Raw genomic sequence first — 22,869 nt, forward strand, 5'->3', positions numbered from 1 at the left:
CTGTAAAAACTAAACGGGGACCTCTTATTTTTATTATACTATATGTCGATAAAAAAACATAGAGGAATATCAAAAAAATTCTAAAATCGATGGCCCCGGACCGGCAGGCCCGAGGGGCCGGGTTTCAATTTCAGAAAGGAGTGGAGCGATATGGCTTCTATCAGCGGCATCAGCAGTTCCAGCAGTCTTTACGGGAATCGAAACGTGATCTCCGGCCTTGCCAGCGGCATGGATACGGAGAGCATGATCGAAAACGCAGTATCCGGATACAAGGCTAAGATCGCGGCGCTGCAGCAAAAGCGCACCAAGACGGAGTGGAAGCAAGACGCGTACCGGAGCATCGTCAATAAGATGTCCGTGTTCGCCGAGAAGTACACCTCTTATATGTCCGGCAACAACTTGATGTCCGCCAGCTTCTTCAACAACGCGGTGAAGACCGTGGCCAAGGGGAAATACGCGGACAAGGTCACGGCGGTCGGCCGGGCCAGCAGCAGCATCCAGATCGACCGCGTCCTCCAGATGGCCACCGCCGCCAGCTATAAGCTCAAGGGCTCGGCGCTGGATCCCCAGACCTCCTCCTTCGGAGAGGACATCTCCTCCGTCACCGCCTCCGCCAGCGGCACGATGGACCTGGACGGCACCACCACCATCAGCAAGCTGAATGGATCGATGACCCTGGCTTACGGCGGCGCGGACTCCAGGAGCTACCTGACGATCAATTTCGACGAGACCAAGACCTATGACGGCGACCCCCAGAAGCTGGCCGATGAGATCAACCGCCAGCTCTCGGAGCAGAGCGTCACCATCGGCAGCAACACCTACACCGGGAAAGAGCTGCTGAACAAGGTGGTCAAGGCCGAGGTGGGCGAGGACGGCAACATCACCTTCGCCGACCCCAAGGGCAACAACGTCTTCGTCTCCCGTGCCACCGGCAGCGTGCAGGAGCTCCTCCTGCGGGGCGAGGAGGCCAGCAGCCAGGCGGGCTCTCAGCTCAAGAAGCTGTGGCTGGGCAAGGACGCCCTCGCCACGGAGGACAAGAGCAACCTCTCCTACCTCAGCGGCTCCAGCGTGGAGATCACCGTGGACGGCAAGACCAAGACCATCAAGATGCCCACCCTGGACGAGATCGCCGCCAAGGTGGACTCCTCCTATCAATACGCCGACGCCCTGAAAACGAAGATCCAGAACGGCAGCGCCCTCACCAACGACGCCAGCCGGCAGGAGCGGGACAAAGCCTTCATGGCCGCGTTCCAGGAGAAGATCGACGAGGCGTTCGGCAAGGGGAAGCTGACGGTCAGCGACAAGAACGGGACCGACGCGGGCATCCAGCTCCAGTTCACCGCCGCCAAGGGCTCCACCTTCTCCGTGAACGCCACGAAGGGCAATGTCATGGGCATGGGCGAGAGCAAGTCCGTCACCAGCTACCTCAACACCGGCAAGACCCTGGGCGATCTGCTGGGCAAGGACATGGACTGGAGCAAGTTCGACATCGCCTATGAGAAGGACGCCAACGGCAACCCGACCTCCACCCCCGCCAAGGACTCGGAGGGGAACCAGCTCTACTCCTTCAAGGTCAACGGCAAAGAGGTCGGCCAGTTCAACGCCAACAGCAAGCTCAGCGACGTCTTCAACGCGATGAACAATAACGAGGATTCTACGGTCAAGGTGAGCTATTCCAAGCTGACCAACGAGATCTCCTTCACCGCCAAGGACACCGGCTCGAACGGCGCGATCAAGTTCGACGGCCTGGCCGCCGAGCTGTTCGGCGTCTCGGACGCCTCTGCGGAGGCGGGCTTCTCCAAGGGGCAGGACGCCATCTTCGAAGCCTCGGTCAACGGCACCTCCCTGGGCACGCTGACCCGGAGCTCCAACGACATCGATCTGGACGGCATGACCGTGACGCTCAAGGGCACCTTCGGCTATGAGGAGGCCCAGGGAGCGAACGAGGGCGACCAGGGCGTCGTGAAGGGCGCGGACGGCAAGCTCTATAAGGCGGACGGCTCCAGCGAGTCCGTCACCTTCGAGACCAGCGCCGACTCCGACAAGATCGTGGACGTGATCAAGAAGATGGTGGAAGACTACAACGCCATGGTCACCGAGATCAAGAACGCCTACTCCGTCCTCCCCGCCCAGCAGTCCAACGGCAAGTACTACGAGCCCATGACCGCCGAGGAGGAGGAGAAGTACAGCGAGAGCTTCGTCAAGAACTGGAACGAGAAGGCGAAGCAGGGCCTGCTCTTCGGAGACCGGGACCTGGCGAACCTGTACAGCAGCCTGACCTCCGCCATCTCCATGACCGGCGAGAGCGGCGCCGTCCTCCGGGCCGCGGGCATCACCGTCAACTACGCCAACGGCCTGAGCACGCTGGACTTCGACGAGGATAAGTTCCGGGCCGCCATGGACAAAGACCCCGATAAGATCCGGGACGCCTTCACCGCCAGCACGGACGCCGGCGCGGCCAGCAGCGGCCTGATGGAGTCGCTGAAGCAGCCCCTGGACATGTATGGCAAGACCAGCGGCGGCAAGGGCATCCTGGTGGAGAAGGCCGGCTCCCCCCTGGCGGCCAGCAGCATGTACAGCAACCTCATCCAGCAGGAGCTCGACGACATCGACAGCCAGATCACGAAGTGGCAGGATAAGCTGAGCGACAAGGTCGACTACTACACCAACCAATTCTCCAGACTGGAGCAGCTCATCCAGCAGATGAACTCTCAGAGCTCTTACTTCTCCCAGCTCTCGGGCGGCTGATATTGAAAGGATGATCCACAGACGATGGACATGAAAGGCTTCCAGCACTACAAAGAGCAGAGCGTCAATACCATGACCCAGGGCGAGCTGCTGCTGCTGTTGTACGATGAGCTCTACAAGCGCCTGTCTCAGGCGGAGCTCATGCTGGACCAGCAGGATTACCCCGTGTACGAGGCCTCCATCGAGCGGGCGGTGGCCATTATCGACTATCTGGACTCCACATTGGACCGGCAGTACGAGATCAGCGGGAACTTGACCCAGCTCTATGAGTACTTCACCTATGAACTGGGCCGGGCGAAGATCGGCCGCCGCAAGGAAGTGCTGACCCACGTGAAGAGCATGGTGGGTGAACTGCGGGACGCCTTCCGCCAGGCGCAAAAAAGCGGAGACTCAGGAAAGTAGGGATCCAAGATGGAAACACCGGCGCTTTTAGACGCCCATGTACAGCTGAAGCGGATCTACACCGCGCTGAACGAGGCCCTGGATGTGACCCGCCAGCTGGCGGAGGCCGCGGACCGGGACGATGAGGTCGCGGCGCGGATGCTGGTCTCCATGCGGCAGGAACCCACCGACAGGCTGGCCGCGGCCCATCAGGCCCTGGACCAGCAGCAGCAGGCCCTGCCCGGCGCCGACGCCGCCCGCCTCGCCGCCCTGCTGAAGGGCGCGGAGGCGGAGACGGAGGCGGAGGCCCCCCTGGTGAACCAGGTCAGTGCGAACAAGCGGGTCTTGAAGCAGCTGGTGGATCTGGATCGGATCGTCAACCGCAAGTTGGCGAGAGGAGCGTCCATTTACAAGTGAGGAGATATGCGAGAGCCGGAGCCCCGGCTGGCAGGACCGGCCGGGCTCCCGCCTTCGCGTGCGTATGGACGGATACCGGGGAGGGCCCCTCCCCGGCGGAGGATCTGAAACTTACGGGAGCGTACCTATGCCCACGATCACGTTGGAAAACGTAACAAAGAACTATAAGCTGGACCGGCGGCAGCAGAAGGAGCACAAGGGCAAGCGGTTCGAGGTCGGCGTACAGGACATCGACCTGACCATCAAACAGGGCGAGTTCGTGTTCCTCATCGGCAGCAGCGGCGCGGGGAAGAGCACGCTGCTGGACCTGATCTCCGGGAGGCTGAAGCCGGACAAGGGGACCGTGTGCCTGGACAAGAAGGACCTTTCGAAGCTGATCCCCTGGAGCCAAAACCGCGCGGCCATCCTCTTCGGCCGGGTACAGCAGGAGCACAGCCTCATCCGCAAGATGACCGTGGAGGAGAACCTTTGGGTCGCCGCCCAGGTGGGGCGGCGGCGTTTCGAGAGCGCCAAGCATGTGGATCTGCGGGTGAAGAAGGTGCTGGGCCTGGTGGGCATGCGGGGCGTGGAAGCCCGGTATCCCGTGGAGATGTCCATCGGGGAGTGCCGCCGGGTGGAACTGGCCCGGGCGCTGATCAACAGCCCGCCCATCCTGGTGCTGGACGAGATCACCGCCAACCTGGACGACGACAACATCTGGGACATGTTCCAGCTGCTCCAGGAGGTCAACCGCAAGGGCACGACGGTCATCATGGCGACGCATGCCAGCCGTTATGTCAACATCATGCGCCGCCGGGTGGTGACGCTGGTGGACGGGAGGATCTTCGGCGACGTTGAGAAAGGAAGATACGGCGACGTGGTGTGACCGCGGAGCCGATGATCATAGATAAAGAAACCTTCAACGTGTATGAATTTGAGGAGGAAACAGGCAATGCTGAAAAACATGAAGATCAAAAAGAGCCTGATCTTGGGCTACGGAGTCTGCATCGTCATCTCGGTCATCATGATCGTGATCTCGCTGTTCATGATGAACAGCCTGAGGAACGGGTATCAGGAGGTCATCGACACGGATATCCAGTCCAAGCAGCTGATCACGGAGATCCGCCTGAACGCGAACATCGCGGCCCGCAACGTCCGTGACATGGCCCTGATCCCCGACGATCCCGCCAACCCCGAGCTGGAAGCCCGGGCCAAAGAGGTCCTGGGCGATCTGGATGGCCTCATCCAGCAGATCCGGGACATCTGGCCCCTGGACAGCGTCAGCCTGGAGAACTATATCACGTCCATCAACGAGTGGGGCAATGAGATCCCCGACATCCTGGAGGCCATCAACAGCGGCAACAACGACCGCGCCGTCTCCCTGATCTACAACGACTGCACGCCCAAGCTGAACGCCATGACCAGCCGCGCCCAGGAGCTGGACGCCTCCCTGACTGTCGTGCAGAACGCGGCCGTCGAGGAGCAGCAGCGCAGCGTGACGATCACCATCATCATGCTGGTGGTGGCCATGGCCGTGTCGAGCGTGATCGTCATGATCCTCGCCATGAAGCTGATCAAGAGCATCGTGGAGCCCACCGAGCAGGTCCGTAAGGCCCTCGTCGGCTTCAGCCAGGGCGACCTGGACATCCCCGTGGAATTCGAGAGCAAGAACGAGCTGGGCGAGATGTGCGACGCCCTGCGGACCAGCCAGCAGGTCTTGGGCGAGGTCATCAAGGACGCCTGCCGCCTCCTGGAGGAGATGGGCGCCGGGAACTTCAACTGCCGGACCCAGGCCGAGAAGTATTACGTCGGTGCCCTGAGCAGCATGCTCAAGTCCATCCGCGTCATCAACTCCAGCCTCAGCGACACCCTGGCTCAGATCAGCCTCAGCGGCGAGCAGGTCTCCTCCGGTTCCGACCAGGTGTCCACCGGCGCCCAGGCCCTGGCGCAGGGCGCTACCGAGCAGGCCAGTGCCGTCCAGGAGCTCTCCGCCACCATCGCCGAGATCTCCAGCCGCTCCCAGGGCAACGCCCAGAGCAGCGAGATGGCGATGGACCACTCCAAGAACGCCGACCTGCGGGTCCGCGAGAGCGCCGCTTACATGGAAGAGATGGTCAAGGCCATGGATAAGATCTCCAGCTCTTCCGAGGAGATCGGCAAGATCATCGCCACCATCGAGAACATCGCCTTCCAGACCAACATCCTGGCCCTGAACGCCGCCGTGGAGGCCGCCCGCGCGGGCAGCGCCGGCAAGGGCTTCGCCGTGGTCGCCGACGAGGTCCGGAACCTGGCCACCAAGTCCGACCAGGCCGCCAAGGCCACTAAGGAGCTGATCGACAACTCCATCACCTCCGTCCAGGACGGCAGTGAGATCGTGAAGCGGGTCTCCGACTCCCTGAACAAGACCGTGGAGGCCACCAACGAGACCATGTCCGCCCTCCAGGAGATCACCAAGGCCGTCGAGGAAGAGGCCCAGGCCATCGCCCAGGTGACCGAGGGCATCGACCAGATCTCCTCCGTGGTCCAGACGAACTCCGCCACTTCCGAGCAGTCCGCCGCCGCCAGCGAGGAGCTGAGCAGCCAGGCCAGCCTGATGAAGGACCTGCTGAGCAAGTTCCGCCTGCGCAGCGAGGGCTCCGGCTACAGCTCCGCGCCCAGCTATACGGAAGACAGCAGCACCGCCGCGGATACTTCCTACGACAGCGGCCGCAGCAGCGGCGGCTCGTTCAGCAAGTATTGATCGCTGGACCGACAGCCCCGCACTGGCCGGACCGTCCGTTCCCTAAGACGCGAGCTGCCATGGGATGACCCTTGTCCTCACTTGCGCCATTCCGCGCTGGCAGCAGAGTCCCCTGTCATGATGCCAGAAGGCGGTCCGGTGCCGCCTTCTGGCATCATTGCGCCGCCTCCCGAATTCAGGAGATCGAAAAAGGAGCGCCTTTATGAAAGATTTGAGAGCCCAGGAGCAGGACCTGATCTTCGCCCTGGATATCGGCACCCGCAGCGTCGTGGGCGTCGTGGGCCGGCCCACCGGGGGACGGTTCAAGGCGCTGGATATCGAGGTGGCGGAGCACAGCAGCCGCGCCATGCTGGACGGTCAGATCGACAACATCCGTCAGGTGGGCGCGCTGGCCCGGACCGTCACCGAACGTCTGGAGGAACGCCTGGGCGTCCATCTGGAGCGGGTCTGCGTGGCCGCCGCCGGGCGGGCCCTGCGGACCCAGAGCGGCAGCTTCGCCATGGACATCAGCGAGGAGAAGATCATCAGCGCCGAGACGATCAGCCGCCTGGAGGCGGGGGCCCTCTCCGCCGCGGAGGAGGCCCTCCAGATGGAGGACGAGGCCCGGCGGCAGTTCTTCATGGTGGGCTATACCGTGGCCCAGTACCGGCTGGACAATTATCCCCTGGCGTCTTTGATGGACCACAACGGCCAGAAGGCGGAGGCGGACGTGGTCGCGACCTTCCTCCCCGGGGAGGTGGTGGAGAGCCTCTATGCCGCCATGCGGGCGGCGGGCCTCCAGGTCTCCAGCTTGACCCTGGAGCCCATCGCCGCCATGAACGCCGCCATCCCGTCGGAGCTGCGGCTGCTGAACCTGGCCCTGGTGGACATCGGCGCGGGGACCACGGATATCGCCGTCTGCCGGGACGGTAGCGTCACCGGTTATACCATGGCCACCATCGCCGGGGACGAGATCACGGAGGCGATCATGCGGACCTTCCTGGTGGATTTCCAGACGGCCGAGAGGATGAAGCGGGAGCTCCGCCCCGGGGAGGACGCCCATTACACGGATATCCTGGGCCTGGAGAACACCGCCACCTTCGAGGAGATCCACACCGCCATCCAGGAGCCCATGGGCCGCTTGGCGGAGGCCATCGCCGCCCAGGTGGCGGAGCTGAACGGCGGGACGCCCTCGGCGGTGTTCCTGGCGGGAGGCGGCAGCAAGCTGGACGGCCTCCGGGAGAGGACGGCGGCCAGCCTGGGCATGGATGAGCGCCGGGTGGCCATCGCCGGGAACAATTTCGCCAAGAGCGCCTTCGCCGACGAGATCGACCTGAACAACCCGGAGTACGCCACGCCCCTGGGCATCGCGGTCTCCGCCGCCCTGGGGCTGCTGAACGACAGCTACGTCATCACCCTTAACGGCGAGACCGCCAAGCTCTTCCGAAGCGGGAGCCTGACGGTCCGGGACATCCTGCTGATGAACGGGTATACCTATGCCGACATGCTGGGCCGCTCGGGGCGGAACCTGGGCGTGACCCTGAACGGCAGGCACATGATCTTCCGGGGGGAGCCCGCTGTGCCCGCCATCCTGCGGGTGAACGGCGAGGAGGCGGCGATCAATTCGCTGGTCCACGCGGGGGACAACATCCGCTTCAGGCCCGCCCGGAGCGGCAAAGACGCCGCCAAGACCCTGGGCGAGCTGCTGGGGGTGGATCACACCGGGCGGGTGCTCCTGAACAACCAGGAGGCGAGCCTGAAGACCCCGCTGCACCAGGGGGACGTGATCTTGACCCTGGAGGGCCCCGCGGGCATCGTCCCGCCGCTGGCGGCGGAGCCGCCGGAGGCGGAGAGACCGGCCCCGCAGGCGGGCGCTCCCGCGGCCCCGGCCCGGGGGAAAGCTCCGTCCGCTCCGGCGGAGCCGCAGCCCGCTCCGCCGGCCCCGGAGGAGCCCCAGGCGCCGCCGCCGAAAGCGGAGCCGGTGAAGCCGCTGATCCGCAAGCGGGAGGTGGAGATCCTCCTGAACGGGAAGCCCATGGTCCTGCCGCCCAAGGAGAACGGCCAGCCCTACTACGTCATGGACCTTTTGGAGCGCTCCGGCGTGGATTTCGAGAAGCTGGAGGGACCCGTCCATCTGGCGGTGAACGGCAAGGAATGCGGCTTCAGCCAGATGGTGAAGGACCGGGATTCCATCACCGTCTGCTGAGGGCGGGCCGCTTGAGTATAGGAGAGTGAAGCGTTGAAACAGGATAAGGCTGATAAGATCATCAAGAAAGCCGAACTCAAGGCGAAGAAAGCCGCCCAGCAGGTGCAGGTCGCCAGCAAGAAGGCCGAGGCGGCGAAGCAGAAGCAGGCGGCGCAGGCCCAGAAAAAGGCCGCGAAAGCCGCCGACGCCGCCACGAAAAAAGCGGCCTCCAAGACCAAGAAGGCCGAGGCCGCCGCGAAGAAGGCGCAGCTTGCCGCCAAGAAAGCCGAGGAGAAGAAGGCCAAGGCCCTGGCGAAGGTCGCCGCGAAAGCGGCCGCCTCCGATCCCTCCGGCGAAGGAGGCGAAGGCGGGGGCGCCGCAGGCAAGAAGAAGGGCAAGAAGAAGCTGCTGCTGATCGCGGTCCCGGTCCTTGCCGCGGCGGTGGGCGTGGGAGCGTTCTTCTTCCTGCGGGGCGGCGGCGAGGAGGAGGAAGAAGGCCCGCCGGAGCCCATCGCCGCTCCCGCGGCTTACGTGCTGAACGAGCAGCAGATCCCCGCCCTGCCGGTGTGGGGCGAGGGAGTGCTGGTCTATCAGGAGGAAGTGGAGCCGGAGCCGGCGGCAGGGCCGGGAGACGGCGAAGGCGGCGAGGGCAGCGAGGGCAGCGACGCCTCTCCCCTCGGCGACAAGGCTGAGGCAGGGGGAGAAGGCGGCGACGCCGGCGATACCGGAGAAAGCGGAGACGCCAGCGGCGCCGGAGATGCGGAGCCTGCCGAGACCGAGCCGGAGGAGGCCGCGGACGCCTTCAAAAAGATCCTCTACCGTTACGAGGGGCTGCAGGCCCCGGCGGATCTGATCTCGGCCTATATCACTCTGATGACCATGGAGGACGCCGGTTTCTCCACCGTGGATGAGACGCTGCTGCGGATCGACCCGCCGGAGGCGTTTGGCACGCACGGCACGGTCCAGCTGGCCCGGAACGTGCCGGAAACGGAGGAAGGCACCGGCGGCGGGGTCCAGTCCCTGCTGCTGAGCTGGGAGGGCAGCGACTGCTCCGTGCTCCTGGATATGCCGGAGGGGCTCGTCCACGACCCCGCCCCGGAACGGGAGATGCCCGTCGCCCGGAAGGGGATCTCGGATATCGAGGCCCTGCATCCGTCCGTGCTGGGCCTGCCGGGAGAGTCCATGGAGGCATACGAGCTCATGCCCAAGGAGGGGTCTGTCCGCATCGCCGACAGCGTCGCTGTGCGGGTGGACATTTATGACGAGGACAGCCAGATCGTCGGGAGCTATTTCCTCTCCCAGAACGGCAAGCTCTACAAGCTGGACGAGAGCCTCAACGCGGTGGTAGAGCTGGAGTGGGAGTGATCCGGCAGCAGCCGGAGACTGCCGGGGAGCCCCGTCAGGCGATAGCCCGTCTGCCCGGAAGCCGCCGTGAGCAGGGGGGTCAGCAGCCCCTCCAGCACGCAGACGGAGGAACGGATGGAGAGGGAGCCGTCCCGCTCCGGCGTCAGTGCCTGGGCGGTGTCCGGGTCCACCTGGACGATGTCCAGACCGTACTCCCGGCCCAGGGCCGAGATCTGCTTGACCGTGACGGCCCGCCGGGCCTCATCGTCCAAACGGCCAAAACCGATGATGCCGCTGAAGCGGCCCGCGATCTCCTGAAGCACGCCGAGGCGCACCATGGCCCGGCGTGCTTCTTCGTTTTCTCGGAAGAGCCGTTCCGCCAGCTCCGCCGGAGAAGCGGCCCTCCCCGGCACCTCCCGAACCCGGCTGGGGGCGGGCCGGTCGCCGGAAAAGCCCAGGGGACGGCCTCCCGCCGCCGTCAGATCCGCGTTGGTGGTGAAGACGAAGACGCACCGGCGGAAATCCAGTTCCCGTCCGCCCTTCTCATCGGCCCTGTGGGCCGTGCAGCGGCCCTCGTCCAGGATGGACATGAAGACCTTGAGCACCTCCGGGTGGGCCTTCTCCAGCTCGTCGAACATGAAGACGGTACAGGGGTTGCTGCGCACGGCCTCGAAGATGGGCTGGTCCTCATAGCCCACGTAGCCCGGCGGCGCGCCGGTGAGGCGGTGGACCGAGTGGGGCTGGGTGAAGGTGTTCAGTTCCGTCCAGACGAACTGCCAGCGCCTGGCGCAGCAGCGCTCCAGCGCCGGGGCCAGCGCTTTGCCCAGCTCCGACTTCCCCACGCCGGTGGGGCCGTGGAAGATCAGGGACAGGGGACGGGCCGGGGCCCGCTTCCCCGCGTGGCTGTAAAGCCGGAAGGCGGCGGCTTCCACGGCCCGGTCCTGCCCCAGGACCTGTTTGCCGAGCTCTTCCCGGAGACGCTGGTAGAGCGGGGGCCAGGGGGACGCGGCGGGCTTGGAGGAGGGAGCGGGAAGGGGAGCAGAGACAGGAGCAGAGACAGGGGCGGGCCCCTGCGACAGCACAGGGGGGCGGAAGGTGCGGAGGACGGGCTCCTCCGCCTCCCGCCGGAGGGAGGCGAGGCGGGCGGTCATGGCCTCGTAGCTGTCGAAGCGCCAGACGCTCCGGGCGAACAGGGCGGACAGGACCGGGCTCCTGCCCTGATAGGCCACTGCCGGACGCCAGTAGAGGAGATATCCCCGGTCCCGCTTCAGGAAGCCCAGGGCGACCTGCCGGGGGACGCAGCCCTCCGGCATCCGGCAGTCCGGGAACTCATAGCCCTGGCCCTGCCGTCCCAGGTCGTCGATGCAGCGGCGCAGGGTCTCCAGGACCTCCGGCCCGCCGGTGCAGAACTGTGAAAATGTGACACTCATAGGGAGAGCCTCCTTTTATAGTCAGCACAGCTGAAAAGGATCCAAAGGATCCTTTTCAGCGAGGCGCTGTAGAACAGCGCCTCAAGCCGCACAAGCGGCTTGCTGTGCATGACTTCATAGGAAACACATGGGCGCTTTGCGCCCCGGCAAACCAAAGGTTTGCCGGTCGAAAAGAAGTTTTACTTCTTTTCAACTGTGTTGACTATACTGGTCCTAGTATTTCCAAATTTGGCCGGATCTAAAAGGGGGCGCCTGGTATCAGAGTGCCGAAAAGGCAGGGGGGATCCCCTCAGCGGGAGGGGGGAGCATCACGAAAGGGACCCGGGAGGGTCCCTTTCGCTTTTCATGGATAAGGCTTCAAGACGCTCAAAAAAGTCCGGGGGATCTGCTCAGCCGGTCGAAAAGGATGCTCCGATAAGCTGATGCCGGGCTCCGCACGTCATCGTGCGGAGCCCGGCATCGTTCATACGGGGGCCTACCGGCTCCGGCGGGCCTGGAGGGCCTGGCGCTGGAGGGTGAAGATGGCTTGGACGAGGCGCTCCTGCTCCCGGACAGGCACGCCGGTGAACCGGCAGCCGTACTCGAAGTTCCGGACGGAGCTGCCCGGCTTGGAATGGGTATGGACACGCTTGACAAGACAGGGGATGGAGAAGGGGCGCTCCCCCGGGAGGAGGGCGACGGACAGGTAGAAGATGCTCTCCGGCTTGAAGAGGGCCTTCGTGATCACCCGCGCGCCGCTGGCGCTGATGTCCAGGACCTTGCAGGGGTGCTTCTGTCCCTTGAAGGTCTCCGTGAGGGAGACATAGCCCTCCGTGCCGGCGTGCTGGCGGTAAGAGTCCCGGTGCTGGCTGGCCTGCGGGACCCTCAGCCGCTCGATCCGCCAGAGTTCCGGGGTGTTGGGCCCTATGGAGCCGTCGAGGGCGAAGCCCTCTCCGTCCTCCTGGAAGCCCTGGAGCCGCACCGGCTGGCCGTAGATCGCGCGGGGGAGGAAGCCCCCGTCCTCCGCCCGGACCTCCAGGCCCTGGGAGCCCAGGAGGCGGATCCTGCCGGTGAAGAGGGGGACGCCGGTAGGCGTCAGGACCTCCACCCGCATCCCGGTGCGCAGGTCCGGGAGGCCGTCCTTTGGGGGAGCGGCCTGAGGCTTTTTCCGAAAGACTGAGAACAGGCCCATCGCGACCCCTCCTTGCTCAGCGGGCCAGCACGCGGTGGAGGATCACCGCCATCTCGGCCCGGCTGATGGCGGCGGTGGGGTTGAGGCGCATGGAGCTGTTCCCCCGGACCGCGCCCATCTGGATCAGGGAGGCCACGGCGGGACGGGCGAAAGCGGAGACCTGGCCCCCGTCGGCATAGGAGGAGAGCAGAGAGACGTCGGCGGCGGGGACGGACTGCCCGGCGGCCTCCAGGGCCCGGCAGATCATGGTCATGGCGCTCTGGCGGGTGATGGGCTGGTCCGGATGGAAGCGGCCGTTGTTCCCCTGCACGATGCCCAGCTCCCGGGCGGCGGCCACGGCCCCGGCATAGGCGCTGCCGGCGGGCACGTCGGGGAAGCCGGAGCTGTTGGAGGAGGAGAACTGGAAGGCCCGGCAGACCATCAGCGTGAACTCGCCCCGGCTGATGGACCGCCCGGGACGGAAGGTGTTGTCCCGATAGCCGCCGCTGATGCCGCCCTGGCGCAGGTACTCGATGGAGGGCTTCGCCCAGTCCCAGCCGGAGGCCACGTCCGTGAAGGGGGTGGTGCAATAGCCGTTGGAGAGCAGGATCTCCACCGTGCCGGAGCAGGCGGCGCCCTGGGTATCATAGGCGGTGTAGGGGATGGTCACGGTCCCCTGGTACTCGGCGCGGGGCACATAGCTGATCTGGTCCAGGGCCTGGACGTTATAGCGGGTGACGCCGGTGACGCCGGTGCCGGTCCGGGCGGGGCTGGCGTAGTTTTGGTACAGCCGTCCTGCGCCGGGCAGGGTGCTGAACTGAACGGAGGCCAGCGTGGTCCCCAGGGCCGCCTGGCAGGCGGTCTGGAAATCGGAGGCCCGGAACCGGATGGGAGCGGAGCAGCCGGTATAGCGGACCGCCGTGCCCGCCGTGCCGGAGGGCGTGCCGGAGCCACCGGAGATCTGGATCTCCACCGTGCCGGAGAAGGAGTCCCCCCGGGTGCTGTAGCCGGTGTAGTCGAAGGCCGCGGTGCCGGAGGCGGAGTTGGCGGCGAAGGTCAGATCGTCGATCAGGCGGCTGCCGCCGGAGCGGTAGTAGTTCGTCCCGGTGGAGGCGGAGGAGCCGGTCCGGCCGGCGGCGTCGTACTGCTGGTAGAGCGTGCCGCGGCTGTTGGAGACGGAGCGGAAGCGGATGTAGTCCAGCGTGTCCCCGGTGGCGCTCCGGCAGGCGCTGTTGAAGTCGGAGGCGTTGAAGCGGACGGAGCTGTTGGCGGCGGTCCGGTAGGAGATGACCCGGTCGCCGCCGCCCACGGTGATGGTGACGTCGCCTTCGAAGCGGTCGCCGCTGTCGTCATAGGCGGTGAAGGGGATGGAGACGGTGCCCTCATAGCCGTCGGCGGGGACGAAGGTGATATCCGAGAGGGCGGGGGAGCCGCTGCGCCGGTAGTCCGTGCCGGTGGAGACCCGGGATCTGCTGTCGTCGGAGCCTCCGCGGTCGTAGTAGAGGGTCCCGGCGCTGGAGCGGGGGAGGTCGGTGAAGCGGAGGTAGTCCAGCGTCTCGCCGTTGATGCGGCGGCAGGCGTCGTTGAAGTCCCCCGCTTCGAAAGTGACGGAGCGGTCCCGGGGAGTGTCATAGTGCACCGTGCCCGTGCCGTCGGCCACGTGGATGACCAGCTCGCCGGAGAAGGTGCGGCCGTTGGTGTTGGTCCCGGTGAAGGGGATGGAGACGGTGCCTTTGTAGTCCCGGTCGGGGACGAAGCTGATGCTGGAGATCCGGGGCGTGGAGGTCCGGTAGTAGTTCCGGTCCGTGGTGACGCGGGTGCTGGAGCTGCTGGTATAGTTCAGGTACAGGGTGCCCTTGCCGGAAGAGGGCAGGCTGTCGAAGCGGATGTAGTCCAGGCCGTAGCCGGTGGAGCGCTGGCAGGCGTCGTCGAAGTCGCTGCCGTCCAGGACCAGCCGCTGGTCCTGCCCGGTGGAGTACTCCACGTCCCGGCTCCCGCCGGAGCCGTTCGAGCCGTAGACCGTGACGGTGATGGTGCCGCTGTAGGCCGCGCCCGAGCTGTCGATGCAGCGGTAGGGGATGCTCACGTCCCCCGTATAGCCCTCTGCGGGGACGAAGGTGATGTCGTCCACCGAGGGCCTGCTGGAGGCGTAGTACCGGGTAGAGCTGTCCACCTTGGGAGCGAACTGGCCGCCGGGGCTGTAATTGTAATACAGGGTCCCCCGGCTGGCGGAGGGCTGGCTGAAGGTGACGAAGCCGAGGGGCCGGCCGCTGCGGCCCATGCAGATGGCGGAGAAGTGCTCCGCCGCGAGGGCGACGGGCCGGTCCATCTCCGTGGAATAGGTGATGTCGCCGGAGGAGGCGGGGATCTCGATGCGGATGGTGCCGGAGAAGACCGCGCCGCTGGTGGCTTCGGCGCTGTAGTCCACGATGGCGGTGCCGCTGATGCCGGGCAGGGGGACGAAGGACACGTCCTTCAGGGCCATCTGGCCCTGGCCGCTGGCCTGGTAGTAATAGCGCTCCGTGCCGCCCACGCCGTGGCCGGGACTGGAGGGGGAGGTGTACTTGTAGTAGAGGACGCCGTCCTCGGTGGAGACCTTCAGGTTGTAGACGCAGTCCAGGGGGGCCCCGGCCTTGCTCTGGGAGCGCTTGTTCAGCTCGCTCAGGAGGCCGGAGAAGGAGTAGACGGCCCGGGATCCCATGTCCACGTTGATGGCGTCGGCCACATCTTCGGAGACCCGGACGCTGAATTTAGCGGTGTAGGGCTCGTTGGACACACCAGCGGTGATGATGGCCTCTCCGGGGTAGTTGGCGGTGACCCGGCCATTGGCCACGGAGGCTACGGTGGTGTTGCTGCTCTCCCAGTGGACGACCTTGTCCCGGGCCAGGCCGAAGGGCCGGACGGCGACGCTGATGTCCCGGTATTGGTAGATGGGTTCGATGCTCTTCTCGGTGAGCTGGATCGTCTGGCCCTTCCCGCCGGAGGAGGAGCGTTTGAGATAGCTCAGCAGGATGCCGGAGACCTCGATGTCCCGGGAGGCGGAAAGGGGATCGGCCCCGCCGGTCCGGGCGGTGATGGTGGCTTCACCGGGGGCGACGCCCCGGACGACGCCGGTATCGGGATCCACGGTGGCCACGGAGGTGTCGCTGGAGGACCAGGTGATCGTCCGGTCCGCCGCGGGCGCTTCGATGGGGGAGGCGACGGCGGTGAGGGTCATGGTCTCGCCGGGGTCCACGTAGCGGAAGCGGTCGTCGGTGGCGGGGCTGGTGATCGTCAGGTCGGTGACCTTGGGAGCGCGGGGCTCGATGACCGTGACGGCGCAGATGGCGTACTTGCTGACGTCCGCGACGGCCTGGGCGTAGATGGAGACCTGCCTGCCGGTCTCGGCCCGGGCACTGACGGTGACCCGTCCGCCGGAGACGGAGACGGTGCCGGGATCGCTGGAGGTCCACCGGACGCCCTGAGCGGCGGCGGCGCCCTCCAGGGTGGCCGTGAGGCTGAAGCTCTCGCCCCGGGAGAGGTTGAGGCTGGTCTCGTTCAGGGTCACGCTGGTGACGGCGGGGGCGGCGGCCACGCGCACGAGGCAATAGGCTTCCAGGCCCGTCCCGTCATTGGTCCTGGCCGTGATCTGGGCGCGGCCCTCCTTCAAAAAGGTCAGGTTGCCGAAGCTGTCCACCCGGACGATGGAAGCATCCTCGCTGGAGAAGACGACGCTTTTATCCGTGGCGTTTTCCGGCAGGACGGTCGCCCGGAGCCGCACGGAAGGATCCCCCGCCGTCACATCGAGGGAATCCTGGTCCAGCGTGATGCTGGTGACGGGGATCTTGGGCTCGGTCACCGTGACCCGGCACTCTTTGTATGCGCCGCCCACTCGGGCCGAGATATAGGCGGTGCCCGGGGCGACGGGCCTGACCAGGCCGTCGGCGGATACGGTGGCGACGGCTTCCGAACTGCTCTTCCAGGTCACGGCGGCGCCGGGAGGATCCACCGTCGCGGTGAGCTGTACGCCGTCGGTCTGGGTCGTTTGCAGGGTGAGCTCGGAGCGGTCCAGCGTGATGGTGACGTCATCCGCCGCCGCGGGCAGGACCAGCAGGGAGCATGTCAGTACCAAGGCCAGCAGCCGTGCGGCGGCCCGGCGGAGGGAAGTGGATTTCATAAAGCATACACTCCTTTTTGAGAAAAACGAAGGGAGGGCGGGCGGTATCGCCCGCCCTCTCACAGTGTCGAAGAAGCAATGAAAACTTCATCGACGGGAAGGAAGAGAGTTACGAGAGGAACCCAGGAGGGGTTCCTTTCGTTTTTTGATCGTAAGTTTTCAAAACTTCTTAAAAGTTTTGAAAACTTGCCCGACCCTTCGAAAAGCCTTTTCGAAGGGTCGGGAGGGCGGGCGGTATCGCCCGCCCTCTTAGGGGGTCTTATCGGTCGCTGTAGAGGTAGGCATCGTCGGCCAGCTTCCAGTTCCACTGTCCGGTCTCGCTGTTTCGCTCGATGTCTACAGCCAGACGGTGGGTGCCAAGACGCGTCGTGGTGTCGCTGCCGGTCAATCGTGTGCCGAAATCGATGACCCGGCCCTGTGCGACATCCGTCAGTCTGAAGATCAAACGGTCGCCGATCGTCGCACCGTGACTGCCGCTGTTGGATATGGCGGGGTCGATGAGCTGGACACCGTCAGCAAGATATAGGATCTGCGTGGAAATGTCCCGCTGCCCATTGTCGCCGACGTGGTCATCCACATCGAGTGCGTGGCTCGAGTTGCCCGGCCGGCAGGTATCCAGCGGGACTTTCGTCTCCTCATCCGTGGACGCCAGGATATAGCGCAGGTCGGAGTTGAAGGAGAGGATCAGCTGACCGGAGTATGTGTTCGGACGAGAACCGTCCGTCCCAGGCAGGGAGGGCGAGACCGACAGGTACTTGACCTGGGTCCTCCGATAGGTCCAGGAAGCCCGGAAGCCGGGGATATCGGAGTTGGTGCCCCGGGCCGTGACGAGGAGCACATAGTCGTTGCTGTCCGTCAGAGTGAAGGACAGGGTCCGCTCGGTGTAAGCCCGGCCGGAATCGAAGTCGTTCCCGGTGCCGGTGGCGTTTTCGAGATAGTAGGGCTGCGTGTTGATACGGAACACCCGGTTATACTCCGAACGGATGATATTGCCGAAAGCCGTCTTGGCGCTGTCAGAGGCGCAGATATCGAAGACGCTGAGCCCCTGTGCGTTGCCCTCCTGCTGCATGGCGTCCAGGACGGTACCGTCAAAATCGATCGCCTTGTCCGGGTCCATGTAGTTCCGCATCGGGCGGCTGAACTCGTTGCTGGGCAGGGTGGTGAAGAAGTCGCTGCGGACCAGGACATAGGCCATGACGGATTCCATCGGGCGGCCGGTCTCCACATCCTTGAACAGGATATCGGCGGTGGTGCCGCCGGGGGTGATGTTGATGGCCGGGGCCCGCGCGGGGGTAGTGGTGAACTGATAGCAAACGGCGCTGCTGGGAGGCGTGCCTTCCACGCTCGTGGGGACCAGATACAAAAGATAGGTCGATTCCGGTGCGAGCCCCGTGATGGACAAGGTGTCTCCACGGGAAGTGCCCCACATGTTTTGCCCGGTATTGCCGGTCTTCGTAGTGGTGGGGGCCCGGACGACGGGGGAGTCCGTGGCGATCTCGAAGACGTCGGGATAATAGGGATCCAACGTCATGGGCTCCCGTGTGGCTCCGGCGATGGGGACATCCGCCAAGTTCGGCTTCGCTCCGTTGTAGGCGGGGTCCAGCTCATCCATAGACCAGGTAGCGCCGGTGGGGAGGCCATCGGCCCCCAGGGTCACATTGTTCAGCTTGACCGCGAAGTAATACACCGTTCCGGGGGATTCCAGGTTCACATCGATGTTGGCCCTGGAGGAACCGACGGTGGCGCCGTCCACGGGGATCCACACGCCCGGCACCCGGTCCGGCGCCTGGAAGGTGAGCGTGAAGGGTTCGATGTCGTTGATGGCAGTCACGTTCTGTCCGGTCAGCGTGTTCTGGGTGCCCTGCGACCGGGCGATGGCCTGGATGTCCGCGTTGGCGCCCGCATAGACCTGGATGTCCATGGTGACGGTGGTGTTATAGGAGGTGTCCTCCGGGACGATGGCGAATTCCAGCGTCCTTGTGAAATCGTTCAGCAGGGGATAGCTGTTCCCGCCCGGATCGCCGACCAGGCCGGTGGCAGTCAGCTGGGAGAGGAAGTTGCCGTCCAGACTGTTGAAGACCCTGGGATTGAGGTTGTTGGGATTGGGATTGACCCTGCCCAGCAAGGTCCATGTGAGAGAACCGCTCTCCCGGATGAGGAGGTCGTATCGCATGTTGAAGCGGGTCCAGATGAGCATATCCCACCGGGTCCCGGCAGGCACGGCCTCGGTGCCCTCCGGCCTCATGGAGAAGATGCGGGCGTTCTTCGTGGTGCCGTCCGGCATCGTGACGGTGAGCTCATCCTTGAGCTCTTTCATATGGATGATAGCGTAGGCGGTGGTGAACTTGGGGGTATAGGCGACGTTCGGCGGCGGGGCCTTCATGGGATTGAAGGAGGTGTCCTCGATCCCCTCCAGCCGGAAGTAGTAGGATTCACCGCTTTGCAGCTTGACGGCGGGGGTGACGTTGTTCGCCTGGTTTTTGCTGTTGTCGCCGGGGAAGGTGATGAGGGTCTTCGCCCCCGTCTGCGTGACCTGGGCCTCCCGGTAGTCGATCCAGGAGGGCAGGGCGTCCAGTTCGCCCGCCGACAAGTTGCCGCGCGTGTCCGTCACGGGATCCGTCGTGGGGTCGCCGCGGGTGGGCGGCGTGCCGGGGTAGAGGGTGATGTAGCGCCGCAGGGCCTGAGCCAGGTTGTTTTTGGCCTGTTCCCTGGCCTCACCGGTGCTGCTTTGGACCTTGGTATAGAGTTCGTAGAACTCATCGTATACGTCGACGTTCCCCTCTTTATAGGTGCCCCGCACCACCTCGCTGAAGTCCAGGGTCAGGTCGGTGTTCGCCCGGGGGGTCCGGGCGCCGGTAGTCGGGTCCTCATCGGCGTGGCTGAAGGTCACCTCCACCTCGGGGCCCTGGTTGTCACGGGTCTTGATGGGGAGGGGGAACTCGATGGACTTCGTATAGATGCCGTAATTCCCGGCGATGTCCTTGATCATGTAATAAAGATCGTAGGACGTCTGCCCCTCCAAACCGGTGACGGTGAAGGTGGCCGTAGTAGAGGCGCTGGCCGCCCGGACCGGGCCGCCTCTGCGGAGGATCCGGGTACCGTCCGCCATGGCGTTTTCGATCATGATCTGATCTTGCCGGGTGGGGGATTCCTTGTTGATGCCGACGCTCTGGTCCCGCTTGGTCACGAACCAGCTCAGCGTGCCCGGCTCATCCATCTCGAAGGCCAGCGTCACGGTCCGCTCCTCGCTCCGCGTGGCTTCCAGGCGCAGGAGGGTCGGCGGCGTGATGTCCTTGGTGGTCACGGTGACCTTCCGGACGGCGGAGCTCTTGCCGTTGTCCGCGTCGTTCAGCCAGAGGTAGAGGTCGTAGTCCGTCTTCTCCTGGAGATAGGACGTGTTGATCCGGGAGATCAGGAACGGGGTGTTCTTCCGCACGGTCACCACGCCGAAGCCCAGGTTCCCGGGCAGGGCCGCCGCCCGGAAGTCCGCCGGCGTGGGGGCCGTGGAGCCCTTGGGCAGGAGGACGTAGTACAGCTGGCAGTCCTTGGTGGGCATGACCATGATCTGCGCCACCTGTTCGCCGTCGGCGTCGGTGGTGAGGATGGGATCCTGGGGATAACCGGCGGCGAAGTTGGGCGCGGTGTCGTCCGGCGTGGTGAAGGCCGCGACCTTCACGGGGCTCCTCCGGCCGCGGGCGTCCACCAGCAGGGCGGAGATGTAGTAAGAGCCCTCCTTGGTCAGCCCGGTGAGCCGGGCGGTGAAGTCCGTGTTGGCGGCGGTGGCGTTCAGGGTGCCGCTGCGGACGATCCTGGGGTAAGAACCGGGATCCATCAGCTCCTCCTCGCCCAGGGAGCCGTCCATCAGGGCGGTGACGGCCCAGTGGATGGTGCCGGCCTTGTTCGTGCGGAACACGGCGTCGGCGGAGGTGGGGGCGATGTTCCGGGCGACGGGATAGCCCGCCAGCAGCCGGGGATCCGCCGAGGACTCGTTGGCGACCTTGTTGTCCATGTCCACCTTGTCGACCTTGCCGGTGATGCCGGGCCGGACGTAGATGGTGTCGGGGAGCATGGAGACGTCGGAGCCGGGGGCGTTGATGTTCAGGTGGCCGATGCTGCCGTCTCCGGTGACCTTGGCGGCGGTGTCGAGGTTCAGCTCCCGGATGTTGGCGATGTTGTCGATGATCAAGGAGACGTCGAGGGCCTTCTCGTCGATCGTGACGGTATCCGCCACGCCCTGGGCGACCTGGAGCGTGGACTTGGGGGTCAGGTCCACGACCCGCTTGATGTTGCCCGCCAGCTGGAACTGGGAGCCCTCCACGCCGTCCAGCCGGAGGGTCTGGAAGCCCAGGCCGTCGTCGGTCCGGTCCTCCACATAGGCGGAGGTGCGGACGGTGGTGGTGCCGATGCTGGTGAGGCCCTCGGCCATGATGGAGAGGAACTGTTCGGTGAGGCTGTCCACCTCCAAGGAACCGGCGGTGACGTTGCGCAGGATCACGCTGTGCTGGCCGCCCTCGGCCTCGCCGCCGCCGGTGATGACGATCTTGCCCAGGACGTTGACGTTCTCCAGTTCCACGTCGCCCAGGCCCACGCCGCCGGTGAGGTAGAGGTTGCCGGTGATGGTGGTGTCTTTCAGCTTCACGCCGGGAGTGGTGATGGTCAGGTTGCCGTACACGCCGCCGGAGGTCTGCTCGCCCGGCTCATGGACCAGGGTGCCCAGGGCGCGGACCAGGAAGCAGGCCATCTGGCCCCGGGTGATGGGGAGCTTGGGCTTGAAGGAGCCGTCGCCATAGCCCTGGATGATGCCCAGCTCCGCGGCCTCCTGCACATAGGGGCGGCTCCAGCCGCCGATCTGCTGCATGTCGGTGAAGGTGGAGCTGGCGGCGCCGGTGACGCCCTGGAACCGCAGGCAGCGCCCCAGCAGGACCGCGGCCTGTTCCCGCGTCACCAGGTTCATCGGGAGGGCGGCGCCGTCGGCGCCCTGGAAATAGCCCGCCTGGTGGGCGATGCGGATGTCCTCGGCGTACCAGGCGTTGTCGTCCACGTCGCTGAACGGGTTGGGGCCCACGTCGGTATAGCCGAAGGCCCGGTTCATCATGACGACGAACTCCGCGCGGGTGATGGCCCGGTCCTCGTGGAGGTCCCCGTTGGCGTCGCCCCGCAGGACGCCCCAGGCCTGGACCTGCTCCAGGTAGGGCTGCATCCACTCCGCCGCCCGGACCGGGCGGGCGAGCAGGGCGGTGAAAAGGGTCAGGGCAGTGAGGACCAGGGCCGCCAGCCGGACGGACCCTGGTCTGAGGACGCTGCGCATGTGGCTCTTATGGATCATTTTCGAAGTACCTCCTCGTTCCGTCAGTCCTGGGTGTCACGGGCCTGCAGCTGGAGGCTGAACACGGCCTCCCGCACGGCGACCTCTTCGTCCTCGCACAGATCCACGAACTTGGTGGCGTACATGAAGCGGTTTTGCAGTTCCTGCCGTTTGAGGACCTCGCAGTGCAGGATCACCGGCTCCTCCGTGGGCGTCACGACGATCTCCACCTCATCGTGGACCTCCAGATAGAAGTCCGAGTAGAAGGCGATGCCGCCGCAGCTGAGGTCGATGGACTGCACCGGCTGGCGCCCCTTCCAGTAAGAGCTGGCGACGGGGTAGATGAAGGTGTCGAACTTCACCGGCACCCGCAGGTTCCTCCGGACCTCCGGGTCCAGGGTGGCGATCTTCTCCGCCATGACCATGTCCCCCCGGGAGCGCAGGATGCGGCACTGGACGGGCAGCTCCTCGCTGCTGGAGCTGAGGAGGATGATGACCTCGTGGGCCGTCACGTCGTCCACCTTGTTGTCCAGGATGTTCAGCCGGATGGGCGTCTCGCCCGGGGGGCTGACCACCTCGCCGTTGGCCAGGGCGTGGTTCTGGGTGTCCATGATCAGGTAGTTGTGGTTGAGTGTCATGTGGTTCCTCCCTCTCCTTGTGCTGTTCGCGTCTCATCCGGCGGCGCTTGGCCGCCGGACGCCTGTTTTTGCGGGCCGCCGGTGGGATCGAAGTGGAGGAAATACACATAGATCTCCACGATGGCCTGATAGAGGCTCTCCGGGATCTCCTGGCCCAGCTGGAGCTGGGTCAGGATGGTCGACAGGGAGTTGTCCTCATAGATGGGCACGCCGCAGTCGGCGGCGGTCTCCACGATCTTCTCCGCCATATATCCCATGCCGGAGGCCACGATCACCGGCGCGGCGTCACCGGGGCCGTATTGCAGGGCCACGGCCTTCTTGGCGCGGGTCGTCCCTTCAGATCTTGACATTGACACTGTTCATCCCTTCAAAGATTTTGGGGAACACCTCGGTCAGCGTGACCGGGCGGTCCATCCG

13 protein-coding genes are annotated in these 22,869 nt (G+C 65.3%); 7 read left to right on the forward strand and 6 right to left on the reverse strand.

Annotated features, from left to right (window positions below):
* The first annotated feature begins 150 nt into the window (after nucleotides 1–150).
* The 7 genes from fliD to QZ332_RS09585 all read left to right on the forward strand — a co-directional run bounded on the left by fliD (nucleotide 151) and on the right by QZ332_RS09585 (nucleotide 9,794).
* Complete coding sequence (gene fliD / locus QZ332_RS09555) at nucleotides 151–2,748, forward strand: flagellar filament capping protein FliD (RefSeq protein ID WP_295764715.1); 2,598 nt, start codon at nucleotides 151–153, stop codon at nucleotides 2,746–2,748.
* Nucleotides 2,749–2,772: 24 nt separating this feature from the next.
* Nucleotides 2,773–3,150, forward strand: coding sequence for a flagellar export chaperone FliS (fliS, locus tag QZ332_RS09560; RefSeq protein WP_295764717.1), 378 nt, complete (start codon nucleotides 2,773–2,775; stop codon nucleotides 3,148–3,150).
* A 9-nt stretch (nucleotides 3,151–3,159) separates the two neighbouring features.
* Entirely contained in the window at nucleotides 3,160–3,546 is a 387-nt protein-coding gene (locus QZ332_RS09565; RefSeq protein WP_295764719.1) for a hypothetical protein, read from the forward strand.
* 127 nt (nucleotides 3,547–3,673) lie between these two features.
* Nucleotides 3,674–4,411 (forward strand): cell division ATP-binding protein FtsE, encoded by a 738-nt coding sequence (locus QZ332_RS09570; RefSeq protein ID WP_295764721.1) that lies wholly within the window; start codon nucleotides 3,674–3,676, stop codon nucleotides 4,409–4,411.
* A gap of 78 nt (nucleotides 4,412–4,489) precedes the next feature.
* Nucleotides 4,490–6,265 (forward strand): methyl-accepting chemotaxis protein, encoded by a 1,776-nt coding sequence (locus QZ332_RS09575; RefSeq protein ID WP_295764723.1) that lies wholly within the window; start codon nucleotides 4,490–4,492, stop codon nucleotides 6,263–6,265.
* A 202-nt stretch (nucleotides 6,266–6,467) separates the two neighbouring features.
* Nucleotides 6,468–8,450 carry a cell division protein FtsA gene (locus QZ332_RS09580; RefSeq protein ID WP_295764724.1) on the forward strand — a complete coding sequence of 661 codons (1,983 nt, stop codon included), beginning with the start codon at nucleotides 6,468–6,470 and terminating at the stop codon, nucleotides 8,448–8,450.
* 33 nt (nucleotides 8,451–8,483) lie between these two features.
* Nucleotides 8,484–9,794 carry a hypothetical protein gene (locus QZ332_RS09585; protein WP_295764726.1) on the forward strand — a complete coding sequence of 437 codons (1,311 nt, stop codon included), beginning with the start codon at nucleotides 8,484–8,486 and terminating at the stop codon, nucleotides 9,792–9,794.
* On the opposite strand, the gene QZ332_RS09590 is transcribed toward QZ332_RS09585, so the two are convergent.
* From QZ332_RS09590 to QZ332_RS09615, 6 genes are all read right to left on the reverse strand, one after another.
* The gene (locus QZ332_RS09590) at nucleotides 9,743–11,203 is read right to left on the reverse strand and encodes an AAA family ATPase (protein WP_295764728.1); all 1,461 of its coding nucleotides are present in this window, start codon (nucleotides 11,201–11,203) and stop codon (nucleotides 9,743–9,745) included. The genes QZ332_RS09585 and QZ332_RS09590 overlap by 52 nt on opposite strands.
* 475 nt (nucleotides 11,204–11,678) lie before the next feature.
* Nucleotides 11,679–12,374, reverse strand: coding sequence for a PilZ domain-containing protein (locus tag QZ332_RS09595; RefSeq protein WP_295764730.1), 696 nt, complete (start codon nucleotides 12,372–12,374; stop codon nucleotides 11,679–11,681).
* 16 nt (nucleotides 12,375–12,390) lie between these two features.
* Entirely contained in the window at nucleotides 12,391–16,509 is a 4,119-nt protein-coding gene (locus tag QZ332_RS09600) for an Ig-like domain-containing protein (RefSeq protein WP_295764732.1), read from the reverse strand.
* Nucleotides 16,510–16,768: 259 nt separating this feature from the next.
* Nucleotides 16,769–21,835: an S-layer homology domain-containing protein gene (locus QZ332_RS09605; RefSeq protein WP_295764734.1), complete on the reverse strand. Its 5,067-nt coding sequence runs from the start codon at nucleotides 21,833–21,835 to the stop codon at nucleotides 16,769–16,771.
* A 23-nt stretch (nucleotides 21,836–21,858) separates the two neighbouring features.
* Complete coding sequence (locus tag QZ332_RS09610) at nucleotides 21,859–22,452, reverse strand: PilZ domain-containing protein (protein WP_295764736.1); 594 nt, start codon at nucleotides 22,450–22,452, stop codon at nucleotides 21,859–21,861.
* Nucleotides 22,449–22,802 carry an EscU/YscU/HrcU family type III secretion system export apparatus switch protein gene (locus tag QZ332_RS09615; protein WP_295764738.1) on the reverse strand — a complete coding sequence of 118 codons (354 nt, stop codon included), beginning with the start codon at nucleotides 22,800–22,802 and terminating at the stop codon, nucleotides 22,449–22,451. The genes QZ332_RS09610 and QZ332_RS09615 overlap by 4 nt, the downstream gene beginning before the upstream one ends.
* Nucleotides 22,803–22,869: the final 67 nt, after the last annotated feature.

The sequence above is a fragment of the uncultured Oscillibacter sp. genome (genome assembly GCF_910584465.1).
Lineage (GTDB): Bacteria > Bacillota > Clostridia > Oscillospirales > Oscillospiraceae > Oscillibacter.

What these genes read in the sequence shown, in the direction of transcription:
- QZ332_RS09615 (WP_295764738.1), bottom strand. Translation starts at nt 22,802, where the DNA reads ATGTCAAGATCTGAAGGGACGACCCGCGCCAAGAAGGCCGTGGCCCTG.
- QZ332_RS09595 (WP_295764730.1), bottom strand. Translation starts at nt 12,374, where the DNA reads ATGGGCCTGTTCTCAGTCTTTCGGAAAAAGCCTCAGGCCGCTCCCCCA.
- QZ332_RS09600 (WP_295764732.1), bottom strand. Translation starts at nt 16,509, where the DNA reads ATGAAATCCACTTCCCTCCGCCGGGCCGCCGCACGGCTGCTGGCCTTG.
- QZ332_RS09580 (WP_295764724.1), top strand. Translation starts at nt 6,468, where the DNA reads ATGAAAGATTTGAGAGCCCAGGAGCAGGACCTGATCTTCGCCCTGGAT.
- QZ332_RS09575 (WP_295764723.1), top strand. Translation starts at nt 4,490, where the DNA reads ATGAAGATCAAAAAGAGCCTGATCTTGGGCTACGGAGTCTGCATCGTC.
- QZ332_RS09605 (WP_295764734.1), bottom strand. Translation starts at nt 21,835, where the DNA reads ATGATCCATAAGAGCCACATGCGCAGCGTCCTCAGACCAGGGTCCGTC.
- QZ332_RS09565 (WP_295764719.1), top strand. Translation starts at nt 3,160, where the DNA reads ATGGAAACACCGGCGCTTTTAGACGCCCATGTACAGCTGAAGCGGATC.
- QZ332_RS09610 (WP_295764736.1), bottom strand. Translation starts at nt 22,452, where the DNA reads ATGACACTCAACCACAACTACCTGATCATGGACACCCAGAACCACGCC.
- QZ332_RS09570 (WP_295764721.1), top strand. Translation starts at nt 3,674, where the DNA reads ATGCCCACGATCACGTTGGAAAACGTAACAAAGAACTATAAGCTGGAC.
- QZ332_RS09590 (WP_295764728.1), bottom strand. Translation starts at nt 11,203, where the DNA reads ATGAGTGTCACATTTTCACAGTTCTGCACCGGCGGGCCGGAGGTCCTG.
- fliS (WP_295764717.1), top strand. Translation starts at nt 2,773, where the DNA reads ATGGACATGAAAGGCTTCCAGCACTACAAAGAGCAGAGCGTCAATACC.
- fliD (WP_295764715.1), top strand. Translation starts at nt 151, where the DNA reads ATGGCTTCTATCAGCGGCATCAGCAGTTCCAGCAGTCTTTACGGGAAT.